Below are 21,691 nucleotides of genomic sequence, written 5' to 3'. Positions count from 1 at the left end.
GCGCGCCTCGCGCCCGGGCGAGACGACGGCCGTCCGAGCCTTCGATCCAGGCCCGGCGGGAACCGGTTAAGTACCGATACCAGATATCCCGCGAGGTGTCACCGCGTGCGATCGCGCTCGCCGATGGCGCCGAAAAATCAGGGGACGACACGAGCAGCGCAGGCGCGGCGGACGAAAAAAGCACGACGCGCTGAAACGGCGGCACGACGCGCTGAAACGGCGGCACGAAACGCTGAGACGGCGGCACAAAGCGCTGAGACGGCGCGAGGAGCGCGTTCAGCGGGCTGCAATGAAGGCGGGGCGGACGAAGAAACGCGCACCGGACAAGCACTGTCCGGTGCGGAAGGTGAAGCCGCTTGGTTACTGCTGCGGTTTGTTGGACAGCGCGAGGCGAAGCAGGTCGGCGACCGTGTTCACGCTCAGCTTTTCCATGATGTTCGCGCGGTGCGCTTCGACGGTCTTGATGCTGATGCCGAGGTCGTCGGCGATCTGCTTGTTAAGACGCCCGGCGATGATCCGCTCGAGCACCTGATGCTCGCGCGCCGTCAGCTTGCCGAGCCGTTCGGCGGCGGCGCGCTGTTGCTGAACACTCGAGCTCTCGCTGCGCGCCTTGTCGAGCATGCGCTCGACGAGCTTGCGCAGTTCGGCTTCGTCGAACGGCTTTTCGATAAAGTCCATCGCGCCTTTTTTCATCGTCGAGACCGCCATCGGCACGTCGCCGTGACCCGTCACGAAGATGATCGGCAGGATGGCGTTTTCGCTGATCAGGCGTTCCTGCAGTTCCAGCCCGCTCATGCCGGTCATGCGCACGTCGAGGATCAGGCACGAGATCGCGCCCGAGTGGGAGATCGGCAGGTAGGCGTCGAGATACGTCTCGGCGCTCGCGAAACACTGCACGCGGTAGCCATTGGCTTCAAGCAGCCAGCGCAATGAATCACGCACGGCCTCGTCATCGTCGACGACAAAGACGGTTTCCTGAGTGGTGACTGGACTGCTCATAGCTCTCCCGTAACGGTTTGTTGTCTGGTTTGTTGACTGAGCGCGTCCGACCCGCCGTTGCTCGGGCCGTCCGCCTCTCCAATAGGCAGACTGCAATGGAACGTGGCGCCCGTGACGTGGCCGTCGGCTTCGACGTTATTCACTACCCACAGGCGTCCACGATGCGATTCGATAATCGAACGGCAAATGTTCAGCCCCATGCCCATGCCATCGGACTTGGTGCTGTAAAACGGTTCGAACAGGCGCTCGGCGGTGGCTTCGTCGACGCCCGGTCCCTGATCCACCACGCTGATGCAAACGAAATTGCCGTCGGTGCGCAGCACGACCACGCGAATCACCGGGTCGATGGCGTTCGGCTTCGCGTCGTGCATGGCTTCGGCGGCGTTCTTCAGCAAATTCACGAGAACCTGCTCGATCAACACCGGATCCACGTAAATCACCGGCATCCGCGAGCGAATCTCGGTCAGGATGCGGATCTTGCGCTTTCGCGCCTCGATTTCGGCGAGACCGACCGCATCCGCGACGATATCGGCGACGCGCGTCGGCTGGCGCTTCGGCTCGCTGCGCTTCACGAATTCGCGGATCCGCTTGATGATCATGCCCGCGCGTACCGCCTGTTGCGCGGTCTTTTCGAGCACCGGCAGCAGGTTTTCCTGCGTCATCCGGCCTGATTTGACCATTGCCACGCAACCGGAGCAATAGTTGTTGATCGCGGCGAGCGGCTGATTCAGTTCGTGCGCGAGCGACGACGCCATTTCGCCCATCGTCATCAGGCGGCTCGTGAACTGGAGTTTCTCTTCCTGCTGATGCGCGAGTTCCTGCGCTTGCTTCCTCTGCGTGATGTCGGTCGCGATCTGCATCTGCGCGAGATGGCCGTCCACCCACTGAATGTACTGGCGGCGCACTTCGAACCACTTCTGGATGCCTTCCACATACACTTCCTGCGCGTCCGCCGTGCTCTCGGTGAGCGCCGTGGTGGGCAGACCCGCGTAGGTATCGACCATGTCGATCGTGTCGGATGAGGTTTGCGCCGTGTCGAAACCCGCGCCCGCGAGTTCCAGATGGCCGTCCGGGCGGATGCCGAACAGATGCCGGTAATAGCGGTTCGCGAAGAGCAATTCGGCTTCGTCGGCGGCGAGCACGGACACGGCCGCGTCGAGACTTTCGAGCACGGTCGTGAAGCGTTCGTGTGCGGCGGCGAGTTCCTCGCGCGCGCGCTTCGGCTCGGTGATATCCGTCATCGACGACATCCAGCCGGTCTGCCGCCCCGAACTGTCGATCAGCGGCGACACGTAAAGCCGCGCGTGGAAGAACGAGCCGTCCTTGCGGCGCACGCGCAATTCGAAGCCGGACGAGGGCGCTTTGCCGCGCAAAGTCATGTCGAGTTGACGCTGCATTTCCGGGAACGAATCACGTGGCCAGTACGGAAACGGCGCCGTCTTGCCGACGAGATCGCTTTCGTCCCACGCGGTCATCCGGCAAAACGCGGGATTCACGTGCGTGATGCGCCCGTGCATGTCGAGCACGCGCATGCCGATCAGCACGGAGTTTTCCATCGCGCGCCGGAAAAACGCTTCGGCGTACAGCGCCTGTTGCGCCTCGAAGCGCTGCCGCGTGTGCTTCCAGAGGCTCCAGAGGCTCCACAGCACGAAACACGACAACCCCGCGACCAGCCAGACGAGCGTGTTGTTCGTGAAATTCGTCAGTTGCGGGTAGGAGTAAACGCGCACCGAAACGCCTTGTCCCGGCGGATCGAGCGGCAAGTCGTAGAACATGTCGCGCGGCAGGCGCGGGCGGCTCGACGTGGTCGCGAGTTCGCGATTGTTCAGATCGGTGATCGAAATCTTGTACTTCGCGGACAACTCGGCCGGGATATCGTGCTTGAGAATGCCTTCGATCGAAAACACCGCCGCGATCGAGCCTAAGAAGTCGCGGTCGCGAAACACCGGCGTCTGCAGCGTGATGTAGCCGTTGCCGAGGTCGTCGTAGAGCAGCGGCGAATAGGTCTGGCGGCGCGTGGTGCGGGCTTCCTCGAACGACGCCTGGACCGCTTCGTCCATTTGCGTGTCGCTCGGCTTGGCAAGCCGGGAGCCGAGCACCGGCAGCGGCGTGTTCGGCCAGCGCGGCTTGTGCTCGCTCGTGTACCAGTTCATGTACAGGATCTCGGGATGACCCTGCATGATGTCCGTGGTGGACGTCTGAAAAGTTTGGGGATCGCCGTGACCGCTCGCGATATCGCGGGAAAGCGCCTGAATCTGTTCTTGCGCTCCGGTCATGGAAAGGCGAATCTGCTGCTGAGCCCACGCGACGTTTCTATATAGCGTGTCCTCTTGCTGCTGCTGTTCGCGCCTGTTCAGGCTCCACAGAATCAGGCTCATCACCACCAGAAACACCAGAATGGAGATCAGCGGCGTGAGCAAATAGGAGTTCGACCACCACGGTCCGTGGTGCCAGCGGGAAGGCGCCGAGTCCGGGCCATGAGCCCGCGATCGTGCCGAGCGTGCGAAAAGCCGGTCGGTGAACATGGCGGCAATTGTAACGCAGCGTCCGATTGTTAAATGGCGTAAAAATACGGGAAAACACCTTCAAATGGTCGCAAGGTAACGAATCGTCTATCAAAAATAAATCAATTGACGGTGCGTTGCAGCAATTTTCCGCATTATGAGATGAACTCTCATGATTCGAAAAATTCCTTGCGTGATGGTCTGGAGCCTCTTTAGAATTGCCGCACGCGGCCGTGCCCATTGGGTTCGCGTCGTCTGTTCAAAGAGCGTTCCTCAAATCAGGAGACGAGCATGTCCGCTGTACCCGACGAAGTGATGAAGTATGTCGCCAACGCAAACGACGACGATCCGCAGGAAACCGCCGAGTGGCTCGAAGCGCTCGACGGCGTGATTTCCGCGGTCGGCCCCGACCGCGCGCACTACCTGATCGAGAAGCAGATCGAATTTGCGCGCGTGCACGGCGAACACCTGCCGTTCTCCGCGAACACGCCGTACATCAACACGATTCCGGTCATCAACCAGGCGAAGATTCCTGGCGACCAGGACATCGAACACCGTATTCGCTCGTACACGCGCTGGAACGCCATCGCGATGGTGCTGCGCGCGGGCAAGGACACGAACGTCGGCGGCCACATCGCGTCGTTCGCCTCCGCCGCGACGCTTTACGACGTCGGCTTCAACCATTTCTGGCACGCACCGTCGCCGGAACATGGCGGCGATCTCGTGTTCGTGCAGGGCCATTCGTCGCCGGGTGTGTACTCGCGCGCGTTCCTGCTCGGCCGGCTGACCGAAAAGCAACTGAACAACTTCCGCCAGGAAGTGGGCGGCGAGGGCATTTCGTCGTATCCGCATCCGTGGCTGATGCCGGATTTCTGGCAATTCCCGACCGTCTCGATGGGCCTCGGCCCGATCATGGCGATCTATCAGGCGCGCTTCATGAAGTACATGGCCGCGCGCGGCATGGCGAAAACCGAAGGCCGGAAGGTCTGGGCGTTCCTCGGCGACGGCGAAACGGACGAGCCGGAATCGCTCGGCGCGATCGGCATGGCGGGGCGCGAACGCCTCGACAACCTCGTCTTCGTGATCAACTGCAATTTGCAGCGTCTCGACGGCCCGGTGCGCGGCAACGGCAAGATCATCCAGGAACTCGAAAGCGAGTTCCGCGGGGCGGGCTGGAACGTCATCAAGGTGGTGTGGGGCAGCCGCTGGGATGCACTGTTCGCACGCGACAAATCGGGCGCGCTGATGCGCCGGATGATGGAAGTGGTCGACGGCGAATATCAGACGTACAAGTCGGAATCGGGCGCGTTCGTGCGCGAACACTTCTTCAACACGCCGGAACTGAAGGCGCTGGTCTCCGACTGGTCCGACGAAGACATCTGGAACCTGAACCGCGGCGGCCACGATCCGCACAAGATTTACGCAGCCTACGATCAGGCGCAAAAGGCGAAGGGCTCGCCGACCGTCATCCTCGCCAAGACCATCAAAGGTTACGGCATGGGCGAGCACGGCCAGGCGATGAACATCACCCACCAGCAGAAGAAGCTGCCGATCGAGACGCTGAAGAAATTCCGCGACCAGTTCAAGCTGCCGATTTCCGACGAGCAGATCGTCGACGTGCCGTATCTGACGTTCGACGAAGGTTCGAAGGAACTCGAGTACATGCGCACTCGCCGTCAGGAACTCGGCGGCTATCTGCCGGCGCGTCGCCAGAAGGCGGAATCGCTGCCGGTGCCGGATCTTTCCGTGTTCGAACCGGTGCTGAAGGGCACGGGCGAAGGCCGCGAAATCTCCACGACGATGGCGTTCGTGCGGATTCTCAATATCCTTTTGAAGGACAAGGCACTCGGCAAGCGCATCGTGCCGATCGTTCCGGACGAGTCGCGCACTTTCGGCATGGAAGGCCTGTTCCGCCAGATTGGTATCTGGAATCAGGACGGCCAGAAGTACATTCCGGAAGATTCCGACCAGCTGATGTTCTATCGCGAATCGGAAACCGGTCAGATCCTGCAGGAAGGGATCAACGAAGCCGGCGGGATGTGTGACTGGATTGCGGCCGCGACGTCGTATTCGACGCACGGCGAGATCATGATCCCGTTCTACATCTTCTATTCGATGTTCGGCTTCCAGCGTATCGGCGATCTGGCGTGGGCCGCGGGCGACATGCGTTCGCGCGGTTTCCTGCTCGGCGGCACGGCGGGCCGCACGACGCTCAATGGCGAAGGCTTGCAGCACGAAGACGGCCATTCGCTTCTGTGGGCGGCATCGGTGCCGAACTGCGTGAGCTACGACCCGACGTTCGGTTACGAACTCGCGGTCATCATGCAGGACGGCCTGCGCCGCATGGTCGCGGATCAGGAAGACGTGTACTACTACGTCACAGTGATGAACGAGAACTACGAGCATCCGGCGATTCCGCAGGGTGACTCGGTTGCCTCCGACATCATCAAGGGCATGTACGCGTTCAGGAAGTCCGACGCCGACGCGAAAGCGCCGCGCGTTCAACTGATGGGCGCGGGCACGATCTTTAACGAAGTCATCGCTGCTGCCGACCTGCTCAAGAACGACTGGGGTGTCGCCGCCGACCTGTGGAGCGTGCCGAGCTTCACCGAACTGGCTCGCGAAGGCCAGGCGATCGAGCGCTGGAACCTGCTCAACCCGACCGAAGAACGCAAGGTGTCGCATGTCACCAAGCTTCTGAAGGATGCGAAGGGTCCGGTGATTGCATCGACCGATTACGTGCGCGCGCTCGTCGATCAGATCCGCGCCTTCGTGCCGAACAAGTTCGTGGTGCTCGGCACGGACGGCTACGGCCGTTCGGATACGCGTGAAGCGCTGCGCCACTTCTTCGAGGTCGACCGTTACTGGGTCACCGTCGCGGCGCTCAACGCGCTTGCGGACGAAGGCGCAATCGAGCGCAAGGTCGTCGCCGAGGCTATCAAGAAGTACAACCTCGACCCGGCAAAACCCAACCCGATGACCGTCTAAGGCATCGCCCCCCGCGTGTTGCGCGGCGTGAACGCCCCCCGGTTTCAGGCGGGGCGTTTCGCGTCGTGCAACCCAGGAGACACTAATAATGAGTCAAGCGATCGAAGTCAAAGTGCCGGACATCGGCGATTACACGGACATTCCGGTGATCGAGGTGCTGGTGAAAGCGGGTGATGTCGTCGAGAAAGAGCAGTCGCTCGTCACGCTCGAATCCGACAAGGCCACGATGGACGTGCCGAGTTCCGCGGCCGGCACCGTGAAGGAAGTGAAGGTCAAGGTGGGCGATAACGTGTCGATGGGCACGTTGATCGTCGTGCTGGAAGCGGGCGGGGCCGAAGCTGCGCCCGCTGCTGCCGCCGCCGCCGCTGCGCCCGCCGCCGCTCCCGCACCCGCGAAGGAAGAAAAGGCCGCGCCGCAAGCTTCGGGCGGCGGGACGGTCGAAGTGAAGGTGCCGGATATCGGCGACTTCAAGGACATTCCGGTGATCGAGATCGGCGTGAAGGTCGGCGACAAGGTCGAGAAGGAACAGTCGCTCGTCACGCTCGAATCCGACAAGGCGACGATGGACGTACCGTCGCCCGCCGCCGGCACGGTCAAGGAACTGAAGGTGAAGATCGGCGACAACGTGTCGGAAGGCAGGCTGATCGTGATTCTCGAAGGCGGAGATGCTGCACCGGCCGCGGCACCTGCTACGACTGCGGCCGCACCGAAGCAGGAAGCGCCGAAGGCCGCCGCGCCTGCCGCAAAGGAAGCGCCATCCGCGCTCGCGCAGGCGCCGGTGATTCCGGCCGGCGAAGGCGCGCGCTCGTCGCATGCATCGCCTTCCGTGCGCAAGTTCGCGCGCGAGCTGGGCGTGGATGTATCGCGCGTGACGGGTTCGGGTCCGAAAGGACGCATCACGCAGGCCGATATCACCGCGTTCGTGAAGGGCGTGATGTCCGGAACTGGCGCAACGCCCGCGGCGGCTGCCGCGCCGGCTGGCGGCGGTGGTGGCGAACTGGGCCTGCTGCCGTGGCCGAAGGTCGATTTCACGAAGTTCGGTCCGGTCGATCCGAAACCGCTTTCGCGCATCAAGAAAATCTCGGGTGCGAACCTGCATCGCAACTGGGTGATGATTCCGCACGTCACGAACAACGACGAAGCCGATATCACCGAGCTCGAAGCGCTGCGCGTGCAGTTGAACAAGGAAAACGAGAAAGCGGGCGTGAAGTTCACGATGCTCGCGTTCGTCATCAAGGCAGTCGTTTCCGCGCTGAAGAAATTCCCGACCTTCAACGCGAGCCTCGACGGCGACAACCTCGTCTTCAAGCAGTATTACAACATCGGTTTCGCCGCCGATACCCCGAACGGCCTGATGGTGCCGGTCATCCGCAACGCGGATCAGAAGGGTCTCGTCGATATCGCGAAGGAAATGGCCGAGTTGTCGAAGGCGGCGCGCGACGGCAAGCTGAAGCCCGATCAGATGCAAGGCGGCTGCTTCTCGATTTCGTCGCTCGGCGGCATCGGCGGCACGCACTTCACGCCGATCATCAACGCGCCGGAAGTCGCGATTCTCGGGCTCTCGCGCGGCGCGATGAAACCGGTCTGGGACGGCAAGCAGTTCGTGCCGCGTCTGACGCTGCCGCTGTCGCTGTCCTACGATCACCGGGTGATCGACGGGGCGGAAGCTGCGCGCTTCAATGCGTATTTGTCGGGGATTCTGGCGGACTTCCGTCGGGTGATTCTGTGATTCGCTAGTGTTTGGCGGACCCTGTTTCGGGGTTCGCCGGCCTTGCATTCACTGAACCTGCATTCGCGTCTGCCGACGGCCAACCGGGCGCACATTCATCGCGTCCGGTTCGCTCCGCACTATCTTTAGGGGACAACATGAGTCTCGTCGAATTAAAAGTACCCGATATCGGCGACTTCACCGACGTCGAAGTCATCGAAGTCAGCATCAACGCGGGCGACGCCATCGAGAAAGAACAAGGCGTCATCACGCTCGAAACCGACAAAGCCACGATGGAAGTGCCGAGCGACCTCGCGGGCACCATCAAGGAAGTCAAGGTCAAGGCCGGCGACAAGGTCTCGCAAGGTTCGGTCATCGCGATGATCGAGACGGCCGAAGCCGCTGCCGCCGCGCCCGCATCTGCGCCCGCGCCGACGAAGGAAGCGGCTGCGTCCAAACCTGCCGAGCAAAAGCCCGCCGCGGCCGGTGGTGGCACGCAAGATGTGAAAGTGCCGGATATCGGCGATTTCACGGACATTCCGGTGATCGAAATTCACGTGAAGCCGGGCGATACGGTCGAGAAGGAACAATCGCTCGTCACGCTCGAATCCGACAAGGCGACGATGGATGTGCCGTCGCCCGCGGCCGGTACGGTCAAGGAAGTGAAGGTCAAGGTTGGCGACAACGTCTCGGAAGGCACGCTTATTCTGACGCTCGAAGGCCAGGGCGGCGGCGTGAGCCAGGTTGAGACGAAGCCTGCGGCAGCCGCGCCGCAACCGGCCGAAAAAGCCACCGCAGCGCCCGCACCGAAGGCGGGTTCGTACGCGGGCGCAGCCGATATCGAATGCGACATGCTCGTGATCGGCGCGGGTCCCGGCGGTTATTCGGCGGCGTTCCGCGCGGCCGATCTCGGCATGAAAACCGTGCTGGTGGAACGCTACGCCACGCTCGGCGGCGTTTGCCTGAACGTCGGTTGCATTCCGTCGAAGGCGCTGCTGCACACGGCGTCCATCACGGAAGAAGCCAAAGCGCTCGAACATCACGGCATCACGTTCGGCGCGCCGCAGATCGACCTCGACAAGCTGCGCGATTTCAAATCGGGCGTCGTCAAGAAGCTGACCGGCGGTCTGGCCGGCATGGCGAAGGCGCGCAAGGTGGAAGTGGTGACGGGCGTCGGCAATTTCGTCGATCCGAACCATATGGAAGTGCAGGGCGAGAGCGGCAAGAAGGTCGTCAAGTTCAAGCAGGCGATCATCGCGGCCGGTTCGCAGGCCGTGAAGTTGCCGTTCATGCCGGAAGATCCGCGCGTGGTCGATTCGACCGGCGCGCTGGAGTTGCGCCAGATTCCGAAGCGCATGCTCGTGATCGGCGGCGGCATCATCGGGCTGGAAATGGCGACGGTTTATTCGGCGCTCGGCTCGGAAATCGACGTCGTGGAAATGCTGGACGGCTTGATGGCTGGCGCTGACCGCGATCTCGTCAAGGTCTGGGAGAAGTACAACGCGAAACGCTTCGCGAACGTCATGCTCAAGACCAAGACCACCAAGGCCGAAGCGAAGGAAGACGGCATCTACGTGACGTTCGAGGGCGAAAAGGCCCCGGCGGAAGCGCAGCGTTACGACCTCGTGCTGGTCGCGGTGGGCCGTAGCCCGAACGGCAACAAGATCGGCGCGGACAAGGCGGGCGTGGCCGTGACGGATCGCGGCTTCATCAACGTCGACAAGCAGATGCGCACCAACGTGCCGAACATTTTCGCGATCGGCGATCTGGTCGGCCAGCCGATGCTCGCGCACAAGGCCGTGCATGAAGGCCACGTCGCGGCGGAAGTGGCGCACGGCGAGAAGGCGTACTTCGACGCGCTGCAGATTCCATCGGTCGCTTACACCGATCCGGAAGTGGCGTGGGCCGGCAAGACCGAAGACCAGTGCAAGGCCGAAGGCATCAAGTACGGCAAGGCCACGTTCCCGTGGGCCGCGTCGGGCCGCGCTATCGCGAACGGCCGCGATGAAGGCTTCACGAAGCTGATCTTCGACGAAGAAACGCATCGGATTATCGGCGGCGGGATTGTCGGAACGAGCGCCGGCGATCTGATCAGCGAGGTGTGCCTTGCGATCGAAATGGGCGCGGACGCGACGGATATCGGCAAGACGATCCATCCGCATCCGACGCTCGGCGAATCGGTCGGCATGGCCGCCGAGTTGTACGAAGGCGTGTGTACGGACTTGCCGCCGCAGCGCAAGAAGTAAGCGTATTCGGCTGCAATGCAAAAAAGCGCGCCCCGGAAGGGGCGCGCTTTTTTTACTTCAGCGGTTTGCTTTAACCAACCGGGCGGGCAACAAAAAACCCGGCCAGAGCAGAGTCGGGGCCGGGTTTTTCGGTATAGCGCCAAGCGTGGCGATTAAGCTTAGATAGCCTTCTTCGCGCCGCGCGATGCCTGAGCAGCGGCTTGCGTCGCTGCCTTCGACGCTGCGGTGGCCGCTGCGTTGAAGTTGCTTTCCGCGATTTCGACGGCTTGCTTCGTCGCCTTGTGAACCGTTTCGTAGGTCGTGTTGGCGGCGGTGATGGCCGACTTCATGACCGCGACAGCCGTTTCCGAGCCTGCCGGTGCGTTCTTCGCGACGTTGTCGACGAGCGTTTGCACGTTGCGGTTCTGCTCTTCGAACTGGGCTTCCGCGACGCGAGTGAATTCAGCTTGCGTGGCCGAGGCGATTTCATACAGGTGACGGCCATACGACAGCGCCTTCTCGGCAACCGGCTGAGCCAGGCTTGCCTGCAGCGCGAGCAATTCTTGCGCGTCCTTGACCGACAAAGCGCGCTGCGCGTTTTCCTGGCCTTCCGCGAGCGTCGACTTCACGACTTGCAGATTCAGTTCAACCAGCTTCTCGATGCCTTCGAACGCCTTGTTCGTGAGGCCGAAGAGGGTGTCGAACTGGGCTTTCTGGGCGGCGGCGATTTGTTCGGGGGTCAACAGGGTCATCTCACACTCCTGAAATTTTCGACCCATTCATCGCGGGTCGTGGGTTTTAACGGTGAACGGACATCCGTCCTGCCGGTTGTGCAACGGCGTTTTGGTGCGTCGCAACATGAGACCCATTTTAGAGATATCCAAAACGTTGTCAAGCGCTTTTTGTGCGCCGCAGCATTCGTACTAAATGGTTTATTAAACAAGGGTTTACGCGAACGGTCGAACGTTTTTTCGAAGCTGTCTCGAAAAGCCTGCGCACCATGGCGGGGCAAGGTTTCCGGGACTTTCAGCGAAATTATTTTGGCAGGCGGAGGGACGAAACCGGACCGGGCAGAGCACGCGCGTTCCCGATACACTCCCGGACTATTTTTAAGATAAGTCCGTAAACCGAACGATGGGAAGGAACGTTAATAATTGATTGCAGTCGAACCGCCGGTTGCCATTCGGCAATCACGTTCCGGCCGTTTCTTCGAAGAACTGTTCGATAGAACGAGGCCGGGCAGTCTGGAAGTCGACAATTCATTCAAGTTGCTGAATATTTTGCCGTTAAGCATGGATAGCCCCGGCGTGGGCATGCTTTTCGGTGCTTTCTGCTTCGCAGCGCGATCGATTTTGACGATCGACATAGCGGTTCTTATTGGCCGTTCGAACCGTTGCTTACAACACGGTTTAACGATCGTCGATAAGTGCTTAATATTGCTTAAATTTCGTAGCTTTACTACACTGGCGGTACTCTCTCGCCGCCCCAGAACAGAACACTAATGAAAACCGAAATGTTTTCGTCGCTGAAAGTGATGCAAGGCGTGGCGCTCCGGACCGCAATGTCGGTGGCCGTGTCTCTCGCGGTCGCGACCTCTTTTGCGGCCGCGCCCGGCGAGGCCTTCGCAAAGACCGCTGCACAAACCACTTCCGCGTCGAAATCCCCCAAGAAAGTGAGTTCGAGCGCCGCTGCGCCCGCTCGTGTCAAATCCGCCAAAACCCGGTCCGTTGCGTCAGCCAAATCGTCGAAGGGCGCGAAAGTAGCCGCCGCCGCCGATGCCGACGACGACGCGCCCCGGGTTTCGAAACGTCATCGCGTTAATTACAAGATGGATCCGCACGGGCGTCGGGCCGCGGTGCGCTCGGTCGCGTTCCAGCCGCGGCCGCCGTCGGTCGGTCAGGCGTTCGGCCTGCACGAGACGCCGGACACGCTGGCGCTGCGTTCGAGCGTCGCGTATGTCGTCGACCAGAACACTGCCGAAACGCTCTTCGACAAAAACTCGCGCGCCGTCGTGCCCATCGCGTCGATCACCAAGCTGATGACCGCGATGGTCGTGCTCGATTCGAAGGCGCCGCTGACCGACGACATCCAGGTCACCGACGAAGACAAGGATTACGAGAAGTACACGGGTTCGCGCCTCGCGGTCGGATCGACGTTGAGTCGCGAAGATATGCTGCATATCGCGCTGATGGCGTCTGAAAACCGCGCCGCAGCGGCGTTGTCGCGCTATGTCGCGGGCGGCCGTCCGGCATTTATCGCGGCGATGAACGCGAAAGCGAAGTCCCTCGGCATGACCGACACGCATTTCGAAAACTCGACCGGACTCACGAGCCTGAACGTGTCGAGCGCGCGCGACCTCGTGAAGATGGTCAACGCGGCGTATCAATATCCGCTGATTCGCAAGTTCTCGACCGATCGCAGTTACGAGGTCTACACCGGCAAGCGCAATCTGGCTTACAACAGCACGAATGCGCTGATCCGCAATCCGTCGTGGGATATCGGGCTGCAAAAGACCGGGTTCATCAACGAAGCGGGCGAGTGCCTGGTGATGCAGGCCACCATTCACGATCGTCAGGTCGTGATGGTGCTGCTGGATTCGTCGGGTAAGTATTCGCGCTTCGCCGACGCCGGGCGTCTGCGTTCCTATCTCGATACTGCGGGCGAGCCGCGTATCACGAGCGCCGACGCAGGCGGCAGCGGAACCTGAGTCTCCGCCGAGTCAGCAAAAAAGCCGGATTCGTCTCACGACGATCCGGCTTTTTCTATGATGCTTCGAGACTTTCTCAGCGCTGCTGCGAATCGGCGACGTTATCCGGCCGGTAGCCAAGCGAGCGTGAAATTTCGAGCGCCGTATGGCTCAACTGGTTGAGCCACGCGTCCTGCAGACGATCCGCTGGCGCCGACAACGACAGCCCGGCGACCAGCCGGCCGGTGTCGTCGTAGATACCCGCCGCGATGCAGCGCACGCCCAGTTCGAGTTCCTCGTTGTCGCGCGCGCATGCCTGCTGGCGCACGAAGGTTAGTTCGCGTTCGAGTTTGGAAAGATCGGTGATGCTGTTTTGCGTGTGTCCCGACAAGCCGGTCCGCGTGGCGTAGGCGCGCACGCGGGCGGATTCGTCGGCGGCGAGGAAGAGCTTCCCGACCGAGGTGAGGTGCAACGGCGCGCGCCCGCCGATGGCACGCACCACCTGCATGCCCGACCGTTCGGAATAGGCGCGCTCTATATAGACGATCTCGTCGCCCTGACGCACCGAGAGATTCACCGTCTGCCCGGTCTGGCGATGCAGTTCGCGCATCGGCGGCATGGCCGCTTCGCGTACCGAGAGCCGCGCCTTCACGAGATTGCCGAGTTCGAGCAGGCGCATGCCGAGCCGGTACGTGCCGGGATCGGAACGATCGACGAGACGGCACAGCACCATGTCGTTCAGGATGCGGTGCGCCGTCGACGGATGCAGTTCCGTGCTCTGGGCGAGTTCTTTCAGGCTGACGGGATCGGTATGCGCGGCGAGTGCGTCGAGAAGCCGCATCATGCGTTCGATCACCTGAATGGACGTCTTGGATTCCAGGTTTGTATCGCTCATCGTGAAAAATCGGTTGACGCGTCAAACAGCGGAACGACGATTGTATCTCGTATCGTGAAAAGAAACTAAGCGGCTGGCGCGAGTAGGGGCTCTAGGGAAGAGAGCCGCGCATCGCGCAAAACGTTCGCGCAGCGCCCCGTTTCGCGGATAATCAGGGCAGTTTCATGCTCGGATCAAGAAAGGAGTGCCCATGCGAGTCGGATTGTTCGTCACGTGCCTGATCGATTTGATGCGCCCGGATATCGGCTTTTCCGTCGTCAAGCTAATCGAGGCCGCCGGCCACGAGGTCATCGTGCCGCCCGCGCAAACCTGCTGCGGCCAGCCGGCCTACAACTCCGGCGATCGGCCGCTTGCGCGCGATCTCGCCGAAAAAACGCTGCGCGAGTTCGAACAGTTCGATTATGTCGTGGTTCCGTCGGGATCGTGCGGCGGCATGATCCGCGCGCACTACGGCGATCTTTTCCGCGACGACCCCGAACTGATGAACCGCTACGCGCGGGTTCAGTCGCGCGTCTATGAATTGACCGATTTTCTCGTCAACGTGGCGAAGGCGCGCATCGAACCGGGTGTGTTCGAAGGTGCCGTGACCTATCACGATTCCTGTTCGGGATTGCGCGAACTCGGCGTCAAGAGCCAGCCGCGCTCGCTACTCGCCGATGCGGGCGTGCCGATCGTCGAAATGAAGGGTTGCGAGCACTGCTGCGGCTTCGGCGGAACGTTCGCGGTGAAGTACGGCGACATTTCGACGGCGATCGTCGATGAAAAGTGCGCGAATATTCGTGAAAGCGGCGCGCCGGCCGTCGTGCTCGGCGATCTCGGCTGCATGCTCAATATAGAAGGGCGCTTGCGGCGCACGGGCGATGTCACGACGCGCGTGCTGCATATCGCGCAAGTGCTCGCGGGCGACGCCTGACGTTTCGACCACCGGACCCGCCATGCAAGCTCAAACCATGCAGTTCAAGGCGCGCGCCGGCGCCAAGCTCGCCGATCAGCGGCTGCAACAGAATCTCACAAAACTATCGACGAAATTCGTCAGCGCACGGGCCAGCGCGATCACCGCGATCGACTTCGAGGCGACCCGCGCCGCGTTGAAGGAACGGCGCGACCGGGCGATCGCCAACCTCGATGTGTGGCTCGAAACCTTCGAGCGCGAGGCGACCCGGCGCGGCGCGACGGTGTTGTTCGCCGAATCGACGCGCGATGCGGCGCGGCTTGTCGCGGATATCGCCCGCAAACACGACGTGAAAAAGATCATTAAGACCAAGTCGATGGTCACCGAGGAAATGCAGTTGAACCGCGTGTTGGGCGAGATGGGCGTGCAGTCCATCGAGACGGATCTCGGCGAATACATCCTGCAGATCAACGACAACGAGCCGCCGAGCCACATCATCGCGCCCGTCGTGCATAAGGATAAGGACGAGATTGCGGATCTGTTCGCCAAAACGCACGGCAAGCCGCGACTGACCGAGATTCCCGACATGACGCGGGAAGCGCGCGAGGTGCTTCGGCCGCACTTCATGTCGGCGGATATGGGCGTGACGGGCGGGAACTTCGTGATTGCCGAGACCGGTTCGGTCGCGGTCGTGACGAACGAGGGCAACGAGGGCATGTGTACCGTGATGCCGCGCGTGCACGTGGCCGTGACCGGTATCGAAAAAGTGTTGCCGACGCTGGAAGACCTCGCCACCGCAATGCGGCTGCTGCCGCGATCGGCGACTGGCCAGACCACGTCGAACTACTTTTCGCTCTTGACCGGACCGCGCGCCGAGGGCGAACTGGACGGGCCGGAGCATATGTATTTCGTGCTGGTCGACGGTGGGCGCAGCGGGTTGATCGGCGGCGACTTCGAGGAAATGCTGCGCTGTATTCGCTGCGGCGCGTGCATGAATCATTGCCCGGTGTATCAGAAGATCGGCGGACACGCGTACGGATGGGTCTATCCGGGGCCGATGGGGTCCGTGCTGACGCCGGCTTATACGGGCATCGAGCGGGCGCTCGATTTGCCGCAAGCCGCGACGCTGTGCGGCGAGTGCAACAGCGTGTGTCCGGTCGGGATTCCACTGTCGGATCTATTGCGGAAATTGCGCGAGAAGCAGGTCGAGCGGCGGCTGCGCCCGTGGTCGGAGCGCGCGGCGCTCGCGTTCTGGGGTTATCTGGCGCGGCGGCCGACGCTCTATGCGTTATTCACGAAGGCATCGGTGCGAATTCTGGAGCGCATGGGCGGAAACCGGAAAGCGATCGCGCGCCTGCCGCTCGGCAGCGGCTGGACGCAGACCCGCGATCTGCCCGCGCCCGTCGGACGGACGTTCCGCGAGTTGTACAAGGCGCATCACTCGCATTTGGGTTGACGCGGACTTGCGGCAAATGAGCGTCGAGGATGCAAAAAAGCCCGCACGGAATTGAGTTCCGTGCGGGCTTTTAATTTTTACCGACCAGCGAAGGTAATTAGCGGCTGGATCCGTCGTGAGGCTGGCTGCCGCCGCGATTTCCACCGCCTTGGCCGCCGCCTTGGCCACCACCACTTACGCGGTAGTTTCCACCGCCGCCGCCACCGCCCTGCTGGGGCGGAGGAGCCGCGTTCCCCGTCGCGCCGGGTGGACGTCCGCCGACCGCGCGCCCCGGGCCGGGCTCGGGTGGCCGTTGTCCGCCGTTGCCGGCCTGAGGCGGCGGCCCGCCGTGATTTCCGCCGTTCGCCTGCGGTCCTTGCCCGCTGTGGCCGCCGGGTCCGGGTCCGCCGGGACCACCGTTCCCGCGCGGCGGGCCGCCGTATCCCTGATTGCCGTTCCAGCCGGGACCATGCCGGTATCCGGGGCCGTCATCCCAATAGCGACCTTGCGGCGGGCCGCCGTAGTAGCCGCCGCCTCCGCCGCCGTAGTAACCGCTTCCGCCGCCGATATACACGCCCGACTGCACAACGGGGCCGCCGTAGTAGCCGGGGCCGGGGTCATAGGTCGCCGGATAGCCGCCACCATAGGCGGGCGTTCCGTCGGGATAGACCGCGCAGCCGCCCAGAAGGGCGGCCGAGGCGGCGATGAGTGTAGCGGCGGCAAATTTCATGGTGAGGATTACCTTGACTGATTACTTACTCTGACATCGCGATCAGCTCGTTATCGCGATAAGTTTGTAAGGTTTTATGACCGCTCGTAACCAGTTGCGTCCTGGAGTCACGCGACCGTCGCGCGACCGTCACACGACCTTCTCGGGCAACGAATCTTTCTATTGTTCCCAGCGCAACGCTGCTTTGCTCTGAGCGATCTTTTTAAGATAAGGGCAAACCCTTAAAATCTAGCTGTCGGAAAGTGGGCCTGTCAGCCCACGCGACGCACAAAAGACCGCCATCATGAAAAAGACAATATCGACCTACTGGCCCCTCGCGATGTTCGTGCCTATCGCGCTTGCTGCTTATCTCAACGCTTTCGGATCGAAACGCGCCGACACGCTGCCGCACGCCCAGATCACCGCCGCCAGCGTCAGCGATGAATTCGCGCGCGCGATTTCGTTTGGACTCGTCGAGCCGGACGCCATGGACGCAATGCCCGGCCGCGCGGAATCCGTCCAGCAGGCGCTGTAAGCTAGCTGGACGCTCGGGCCGGCCGCGCGCGTTTTACCGCGCTTTTGTATAATTCGGTGCGCTTCGAGCGGACCGCCCGGAAGCGCTTACGCGAATCTCGCGCGCCCACGCCCACGCTTCCACTGGATTCCGATGACCACCATCGCCGTCTGCTTTGTCTGCCTCGGCAACATCTGCCGCTCGCCCAGCGCGGAGGCGGTGATGTTGCATCAGGTGGCGGCCGCGCGGCTCGGTGGGCGGATCGTGGTCGATTCGGCGGGCACCGGCGACTGGCATATCGGCCAGCCGCCCGATGAGCGCGCGCAACGCGCCGCGAAACGTCGTGGCTACGATCTCTCGGCGCTGCGCGGACGCCAGATCGGCGCGGCCGATTTCGCGCGTTTCGACCTGATCATCGCGATGGACGACGCCAACGCATCCGCGCTAGCCGACGTCTGTCCGCCCGAATACCGCGACAAAATCCGTCTGCTGATGGAATTCGCGACGCGCGACGACAGCCGCGTCGTCGTGGACCCGTATTTCGGCGGCGACGAGGGCTTCGAACGCGTGCTAGATCAATGCGAGGACGCCTGTGAAGGCCTGCTCAACGCGTTGCGCGCGCAACTCGTCGCCTAGCCCGCATTAAGTAATTTCCTATAGATTTCCTGATCGAGAACTTGACTAAATTCGTAGGCTATTTATACTTGACGAAAATCATCGAGTATTAGCGGTAGCCCCCAAACTATGAGACTCACCACGAAAGGCCGTTTCGCCGTCACGGCGATGATCGACCTGGCATTGCGCCAGGAGCAGGGCCCGGTGACGCTGGCAGGTATCAGCCAGCGCCAGCACATCTCGCTCTCGTACCTCGAGCAACTTTTCGGCAAGCTGCGCCGGCATGAGATCGTCGAATCGGTTCGCGGACCGGGCGGCGGCTACAATCTCGCGCGCCGCGCCGAGAACGTCACGGTGGCCGACATCATCATCGCGGTGGACGAGCCGCTCGACGCCACGCAGTGCGGCGGCAAGGGCACCTGCGAAGGCACGAAGCAGCACGACGGCCATTGCATGACGCACGAACTGTGGTCGACGCTCAACCAGAAGATGGTCGAGTATCTCGATTCGGTCTCGCTCAAGGACCTGGTGGATCAGCAGCGCGCGCGCGAAGGCAGCGCCTCGGTGCTGCGCGATCGCCGCGCCGAGCCGGCGAGCGTGGACGCCGCGCGCGTCGTGCCGAAAGGACCGAATTCCGTTTTCAACCTGGCTGGCTGACGGTGGTCGATCGCATTTCGCCGCACACGATCCCACGAGCCAAGACTCAAAATTCCCGGAGCGACTGATGAACAACGATATTCCCCACCTGCCCATTTACATGGATTACAGCGCGACGACGCCGATCGACCCGCGCGTGGTGGACAAGATGATTCCGTACCTGCGCGAGCAGTTCGGCAATCCGGCGTCGCGCAGCCACCAGTACGGCTGGGACGCGGAACGTGCGGTCGAGGAAGCGCGCGAGAACGTCGCCGCGCTGGTGAACTGCGATCCGCGCGAGATCATCTGGACGTCGGGCGCAACCGAGTCGGACAACCTCGCCATCAAGGGCGCGGCGCATTTCTACAAGAGCAAGGGCAAGCACATCATCACGGTGAAAACCGAGCACAAGGCCGTGCTCGACACCACCCGTGAGCTAGAACGCGAAGGATTCGAAGTCACGTATCTGGATGTGAAGGACGACGGACTGGTCGACCTCGACGTACTCAAGGCGGCGATCCGCCCGGACACGATTCTGGTGTCGGTGATGAGCGTGAACAACGAGATCGGCGTGATTCAGGACATCGCCGCGATCGGCGAGATCACGCGTGAAAAGGGCATCATTTTCCACGTCGATGCCGCGCAGGCCACGGGCAAGATCGCGATCGACCTGCAAAAGCAGAAAGTGGATCTGATGTCGTTCTCGGCGCACAAGACGTATGGCCCGAAGGGCATCGGCGCGCTGTTCGTGCGCCGCAAGCCGCGTATTCGTATCGAAGCGCAGATGCACGGCGGCGGTCACGAGCGCGGCATGCGTTCGGGCACGCTCGCGACGCATCAGATCGTCGGCATGGGCGAGGCGTTCCGGATCGCGCGTGAAGAAATGGCAACGGAAAACGAACGCATCCGCATGCTGCGCGACCGGTTGCTCGCGGGTCTTTCGGAAATGGAAGAGACCTATGTGAACGGCCACATGGAACAGCGTGTGCCGCACAACCTGAACATCAGCTTCAACTTTGTCGAAGGCGAGTCGTTGATCATGGCGGTGAAGGACGTGGCGGTGTCGTCGGGATCGGCTTGCACGTCGGCTTCGCTGGAACCGTCGTATGTGCTGCGCGCGCTCGGCCGCAACGACGAACTGGCGCATAGCTCGATCCGCTTCACGGTCGGCCGTTTCACGACCGAGCAGGACGTCGATTACGTGATCAACCTGCTGAAGAGCAAGATCGCCAAGCTGCGCGATTTGTCGCCGCTGTGGGAAATGCATCAGGACGGTATCGACATCTCGTCCATCCAGTGGGCCGCGCATTAAGCGCTACGCGCTGCAGACATACACGGAATACGAAAGGAGTTTGAATCATGGCATATAGCGACAAGGTTCTGGACCACTACGAAAACCCGCGCAACGTCGGTTCGTTCGGCAAGGACGACGACACGGTCGGCACGGGCATGGTCGGCGCGCCGGCGTGCGGCGACGTGATGAAGCTGCAGATTCGCGTGGGCGCGGACGGCGTGATCGAAGATGCGAAGTTCAAGACGTATGGCTGCGGCTCGGCGATTGCGTCCAGCTCGCTCGTGACCGAGTGGGTGAAGGGCAAGACGCTGGATCAGGCGCTCACCATCAAGAACACGCAGATCGCGGAAGAACTCGCGCTGCCGCCGGTGAAGATTCACTGCTCGATCCTCGCGGAAGACGCGATCAAAGCAGCGGTCGCCGATTACAAGCAGCGCCATGGCGCGGGCACGGCAGAAGCCGCGCCGGAAGCCGCAAAGCAACACGCGGCGTAAGTGACGCGACATGAGTGTAAAGGGCGACGTGCGGAAGCTCCGCGTATCGCCCCTGATTTTCGATGCGGATAAAGCCGCGCGCGCGACGCATAGAAGCGTGGCGTAACAGCCAGGCGGCTGCGGGAATAAAAGACTATGGCAATCACGTTGACGGATAAGGCAGCACAGCACGTGCAGAAGTATCTGGCCCGCCGCGGCAAGGGCGTCGGCCTGCGCCTCGGCGTGCGCACGACGGGCTGCTCGGGACTCGCCTACAAGCTGGAATATGTCGACGAACTGGCGCCTGAAGACAAGGTGTTCGAGTCGGCGGGCGTGAAGATCATCATCGATCCAAAAAGTCTCGCGTATCTCGACGGCACCGAGCTCGACTTCGCCCGCGAAGGGCTGAACGAAGGGTTTCGCTTCAATAATCCGAACGCGAAGGACGAGTGCGGCTGCGGCGAGTCGTTCCGCGTCTGATGCGCGGGCAGTCAGTCAGAGAGGCGGCGTGTGCCGCCTTTTTCATTCGTGGCGCGTGTTCTTGCTGCGTGTTCTAGTTCTGGATCCCCGGTCATCATGGCTTCGCTCACCGACAGTCACTTCGACTTGTTTAATCTTCCGCCGACCTACGCGGTCGACGCGCAAACGCTCGACGACGCCTATCGCACCGTGCAGGCGCAAGTGCATCCGGACCGTTTCGCAGCGGCCGGCGACGCGCAAAAGCGCATCGCGATGCAATGGGCGACGCGCGCGAACGAGGCTTATCAGACGTTGCGTCATCCGCTGAAACGGGCGACGTATCTGCTGTCGCTGCGCGGGATCGACGTGGGCGCGGAGAACAATACGGCGATGGAGCCGGCCTTCCTGATGCAGCAAATGGAATGGCGCGAAACCATCGAAGACGCGGCGGGCGCGAAGAATCTCGGCGCGCTCGAAGCGTTGCTCGACGAACTGCGCGGCGAAGCGCGAGTGCGTTTCGACAAGCTCGCGGCGTTGATCGATAGCCGCTCGGATCAGGCTGCGAGCGAAGCGGTGCGTCAGTTGATGTTCATCGAACGCGTCGAGAGCGAGATCGGCACGCAGATCGAGAAGCTCGAACAAGCTTGATCGGCCGCGCC

19 protein-coding genes are annotated in these 21,691 nt (G+C 62.0%); 14 read left to right on the top strand and 5 right to left on the bottom strand.

What is annotated here, in order from left to right; all coding sequences use genetic code 11:
* Positions 1-360: 360 nt before the first annotated feature.
* Together fixJ and fixL are read right to left on the bottom strand one after the other, a co-directional pair.
* Complete coding sequence (gene fixJ, locus AC3D25_RS10185) at positions 361-999, bottom strand: oxygen response regulator transcription factor FixJ (RefSeq protein WP_488888285.1); 639 nt, start codon at positions 997-999, stop codon at positions 361-363.
* Positions 996-3,524 carry an oxygen sensor histidine kinase FixL gene (gene fixL, locus AC3D25_RS10180; protein ID WP_488888284.1) on the bottom strand — a complete coding sequence of 843 codons (2,529 nt, stop codon included), beginning with the start codon at positions 3,522-3,524 and terminating at the stop codon, positions 996-998. Before fixL ends, fixJ begins: the two co-directional genes overlap by 4 nt.
* Before the next feature lie 270 nt (positions 3,525-3,794).
* Here fixL and aceE point away from each other — a divergent pair, with 270 nt between their 5' ends.
* The 3 genes from aceE to lpdA all read left to right on the top strand — a co-directional run bounded on the left by aceE (position 3,795) and on the right by lpdA (position 10,445).
* Positions 3,795-6,491, top strand: a complete 2,697-nt coding sequence (gene aceE / locus AC3D25_RS10175) for a pyruvate dehydrogenase (acetyl-transferring), homodimeric type (RefSeq protein WP_488888283.1) — start codon at positions 3,795-3,797, stop codon at positions 6,489-6,491.
* Positions 6,492-6,579: 88 nt separating this feature from the next.
* A complete protein-coding gene (gene aceF / locus AC3D25_RS10170; RefSeq protein ID WP_488888282.1) occupies positions 6,580-8,220 on the top strand; it encodes a dihydrolipoyllysine-residue acetyltransferase in 1,641 nt (546 codons plus the stop codon).
* 137 nt (positions 8,221-8,357) lie between these two features.
* A complete protein-coding gene (lpdA, locus tag AC3D25_RS10165) occupies positions 8,358-10,445 on the top strand; it encodes a dihydrolipoyl dehydrogenase (protein WP_488888281.1) in 2,088 nt (695 codons plus the stop codon).
* Between the two features lie 158 nt (positions 10,446-10,603).
* On the opposite strand, the gene AC3D25_RS10160 is transcribed toward lpdA, so the two are convergent.
* Entirely contained in the window at positions 10,604-11,176 is a 573-nt protein-coding gene (locus tag AC3D25_RS10160; RefSeq protein WP_488888280.1) for a phasin family protein, read from the bottom strand.
* Positions 11,177-11,578: 402 nt separating this feature from the next.
* Between AC3D25_RS10160 and AC3D25_RS10155 the strand changes: the two genes are divergently transcribed.
* Both AC3D25_RS10155 and pbpG read left to right on the top strand, forming a co-directional pair.
* Positions 11,579-11,926: a hypothetical protein gene (locus AC3D25_RS10155; protein WP_488888279.1), complete on the top strand. Its 348-nt coding sequence runs from the start codon at positions 11,579-11,581 to the stop codon at positions 11,924-11,926.
* Entirely contained in the window at positions 11,926-13,131 is a 1,206-nt protein-coding gene (pbpG, locus tag AC3D25_RS10150) for a D-alanyl-D-alanine endopeptidase (protein WP_488888278.1), read from the top strand. The genes AC3D25_RS10155 and pbpG overlap by 1 nt, the downstream gene beginning before the upstream one ends.
* Positions 13,132-13,207: 76 nt before the next feature.
* Here the strand turns inward: pbpG and AC3D25_RS10145 are convergent, their stop codons facing one another.
* A complete protein-coding gene (locus AC3D25_RS10145; RefSeq protein WP_488888277.1) occupies positions 13,208-14,005 on the bottom strand; it encodes an IclR family transcriptional regulator in 798 nt (265 codons plus the stop codon).
* Positions 14,006-14,195: 190 nt separating this feature from the next.
* Here AC3D25_RS10145 and AC3D25_RS10140 point away from each other — a divergent pair, with 190 nt between their 5' ends.
* Both AC3D25_RS10140 and AC3D25_RS10135 read left to right on the top strand, forming a co-directional pair.
* The gene (locus AC3D25_RS10140; protein ID WP_488888276.1) at positions 14,196-14,918 is read left to right on the top strand and encodes a (Fe-S)-binding protein; all 723 of its coding nucleotides are present in this window, start codon (positions 14,196-14,198) and stop codon (positions 14,916-14,918) included.
* A gap of 22 nt (positions 14,919-14,940) precedes the next feature.
* Positions 14,941-16,353: a lactate utilization protein B gene (locus tag AC3D25_RS10135; RefSeq protein WP_488888275.1), complete on the top strand. Its 1,413-nt coding sequence runs from the start codon at positions 14,941-14,943 to the stop codon at positions 16,351-16,353.
* Between the two features lie 97 nt (positions 16,354-16,450).
* On the opposite strand, the gene AC3D25_RS10130 is transcribed toward AC3D25_RS10135, so the two are convergent.
* Complete coding sequence (locus AC3D25_RS10130; protein WP_488888274.1) at positions 16,451-17,062, bottom strand: hypothetical protein; 612 nt, start codon at positions 17,060-17,062, stop codon at positions 16,451-16,453.
* A gap of 283 nt (positions 17,063-17,345) precedes the next feature.
* Here AC3D25_RS10130 and AC3D25_RS10125 point away from each other — a divergent pair, with 283 nt between their 5' ends.
* The 7 genes from AC3D25_RS10125 (at position 17,346) to hscB (ending at position 21,680) form a co-directional block, all read left to right on the top strand.
* Positions 17,346-17,576: a hypothetical protein gene (locus AC3D25_RS10125; RefSeq protein ID WP_488888273.1), complete on the top strand. Its 231-nt coding sequence runs from the start codon at positions 17,346-17,348 to the stop codon at positions 17,574-17,576.
* A 132-nt stretch (positions 17,577-17,708) separates the two neighbouring features.
* Complete coding sequence (locus tag AC3D25_RS10120; protein WP_488888272.1) at positions 17,709-18,191, top strand: low molecular weight protein-tyrosine-phosphatase; 483 nt, start codon at positions 17,709-17,711, stop codon at positions 18,189-18,191.
* A 108-nt stretch (positions 18,192-18,299) separates the two neighbouring features.
* Positions 18,300-18,827, top strand: a complete 528-nt coding sequence (iscR, locus tag AC3D25_RS10115) for a Fe-S cluster assembly transcriptional regulator IscR (RefSeq protein WP_488888271.1) — start codon at positions 18,300-18,302, stop codon at positions 18,825-18,827.
* A 67-nt stretch (positions 18,828-18,894) separates the two neighbouring features.
* On the top strand, positions 18,895-20,118 hold the full coding sequence (locus AC3D25_RS10110) for an IscS subfamily cysteine desulfurase (protein WP_488888270.1): 1,224 nt from the start codon (positions 18,895-18,897) through the stop codon (positions 20,116-20,118).
* A 47-nt stretch (positions 20,119-20,165) separates the two neighbouring features.
* Positions 20,166-20,594: a Fe-S cluster assembly scaffold IscU gene (gene iscU, locus AC3D25_RS10105; protein ID WP_488888269.1), complete on the top strand. Its 429-nt coding sequence runs from the start codon at positions 20,166-20,168 to the stop codon at positions 20,592-20,594.
* 135 nt (positions 20,595-20,729) lie between these two features.
* Entirely contained in the window at positions 20,730-21,053 is a 324-nt protein-coding gene (iscA, locus tag AC3D25_RS10100) for an iron-sulfur cluster assembly protein IscA (RefSeq protein WP_488888268.1), read from the top strand.
* A gap of 96 nt (positions 21,054-21,149) precedes the next feature.
* Positions 21,150-21,680, top strand: coding sequence for a Fe-S protein assembly co-chaperone HscB (hscB, locus tag AC3D25_RS10095; RefSeq protein ID WP_488888267.1), 531 nt, complete (start codon positions 21,150-21,152; stop codon positions 21,678-21,680).
* Positions 21,681-21,691 lie beyond the last annotated feature (11 nt).

The sequence above is a fragment of the Caballeronia sp. SL1002 genome (genome assembly GCF_057814995.1).
This window is presented reverse-complemented; position numbering and strand designations above follow the sequence as displayed.

Bases quoted from the DNA above. Each gene is read 5' to 3' on its own strand.
- fixJ (WP_488888285.1), bottom strand. From the start codon at position 999: ATGAGCAGTCCAGTCACCACTCAGGAAACCGTCTTTGTCGTCGACGAT.
- fixL (WP_488888284.1), bottom strand. From the start codon at position 3,524: ATGTTCACCGACCGGCTTTTCGCACGCTCGGCACGATCGCGGGCTCAT.
- aceE (WP_488888283.1), top strand. From the start codon at position 3,795: ATGTCCGCTGTACCCGACGAAGTGATGAAGTATGTCGCCAACGCAAAC.
- aceF (WP_488888282.1), top strand. From the start codon at position 6,580: ATGAGTCAAGCGATCGAAGTCAAAGTGCCGGACATCGGCGATTACACG.
- lpdA (WP_488888281.1), top strand. From the start codon at position 8,358: ATGAGTCTCGTCGAATTAAAAGTACCCGATATCGGCGACTTCACCGAC.
- AC3D25_RS10160 (WP_488888280.1), bottom strand. From the start codon at position 11,176: ATGACCCTGTTGACCCCCGAACAAATCGCCGCCGCCCAGAAAGCCCAG.
- pbpG (WP_488888278.1), top strand. From the start codon at position 11,926: ATGAAAACCGAAATGTTTTCGTCGCTGAAAGTGATGCAAGGCGTGGCG.
- AC3D25_RS10145 (WP_488888277.1), bottom strand. From the start codon at position 14,005: ATGAGCGATACAAACCTGGAATCCAAGACGTCCATTCAGGTGATCGAA.
- AC3D25_RS10140 (WP_488888276.1), top strand. From the start codon at position 14,196: ATGCGAGTCGGATTGTTCGTCACGTGCCTGATCGATTTGATGCGCCCG.
- AC3D25_RS10135 (WP_488888275.1), top strand. From the start codon at position 14,941: ATGCAAGCTCAAACCATGCAGTTCAAGGCGCGCGCCGGCGCCAAGCTC.
- AC3D25_RS10130 (WP_488888274.1), bottom strand. From the start codon at position 17,062: ATGAAATTTGCCGCCGCTACACTCATCGCCGCCTCGGCCGCCCTTCTG.
- AC3D25_RS10125 (WP_488888273.1), top strand. From the start codon at position 17,346: ATGAAAAAGACAATATCGACCTACTGGCCCCTCGCGATGTTCGTGCCT.
- AC3D25_RS10120 (WP_488888272.1), top strand. From the start codon at position 17,709: ATGACCACCATCGCCGTCTGCTTTGTCTGCCTCGGCAACATCTGCCGC.
- iscR (WP_488888271.1), top strand. From the start codon at position 18,300: ATGAGACTCACCACGAAAGGCCGTTTCGCCGTCACGGCGATGATCGAC.
- AC3D25_RS10110 (WP_488888270.1), top strand. From the start codon at position 18,895: ATGAACAACGATATTCCCCACCTGCCCATTTACATGGATTACAGCGCG.
- iscU (WP_488888269.1), top strand. From the start codon at position 20,166: ATGGCATATAGCGACAAGGTTCTGGACCACTACGAAAACCCGCGCAAC.
- iscA (WP_488888268.1), top strand. From the start codon at position 20,730: ATGGCAATCACGTTGACGGATAAGGCAGCACAGCACGTGCAGAAGTAT.
- hscB (WP_488888267.1), top strand. From the start codon at position 21,150: ATGGCTTCGCTCACCGACAGTCACTTCGACTTGTTTAATCTTCCGCCG.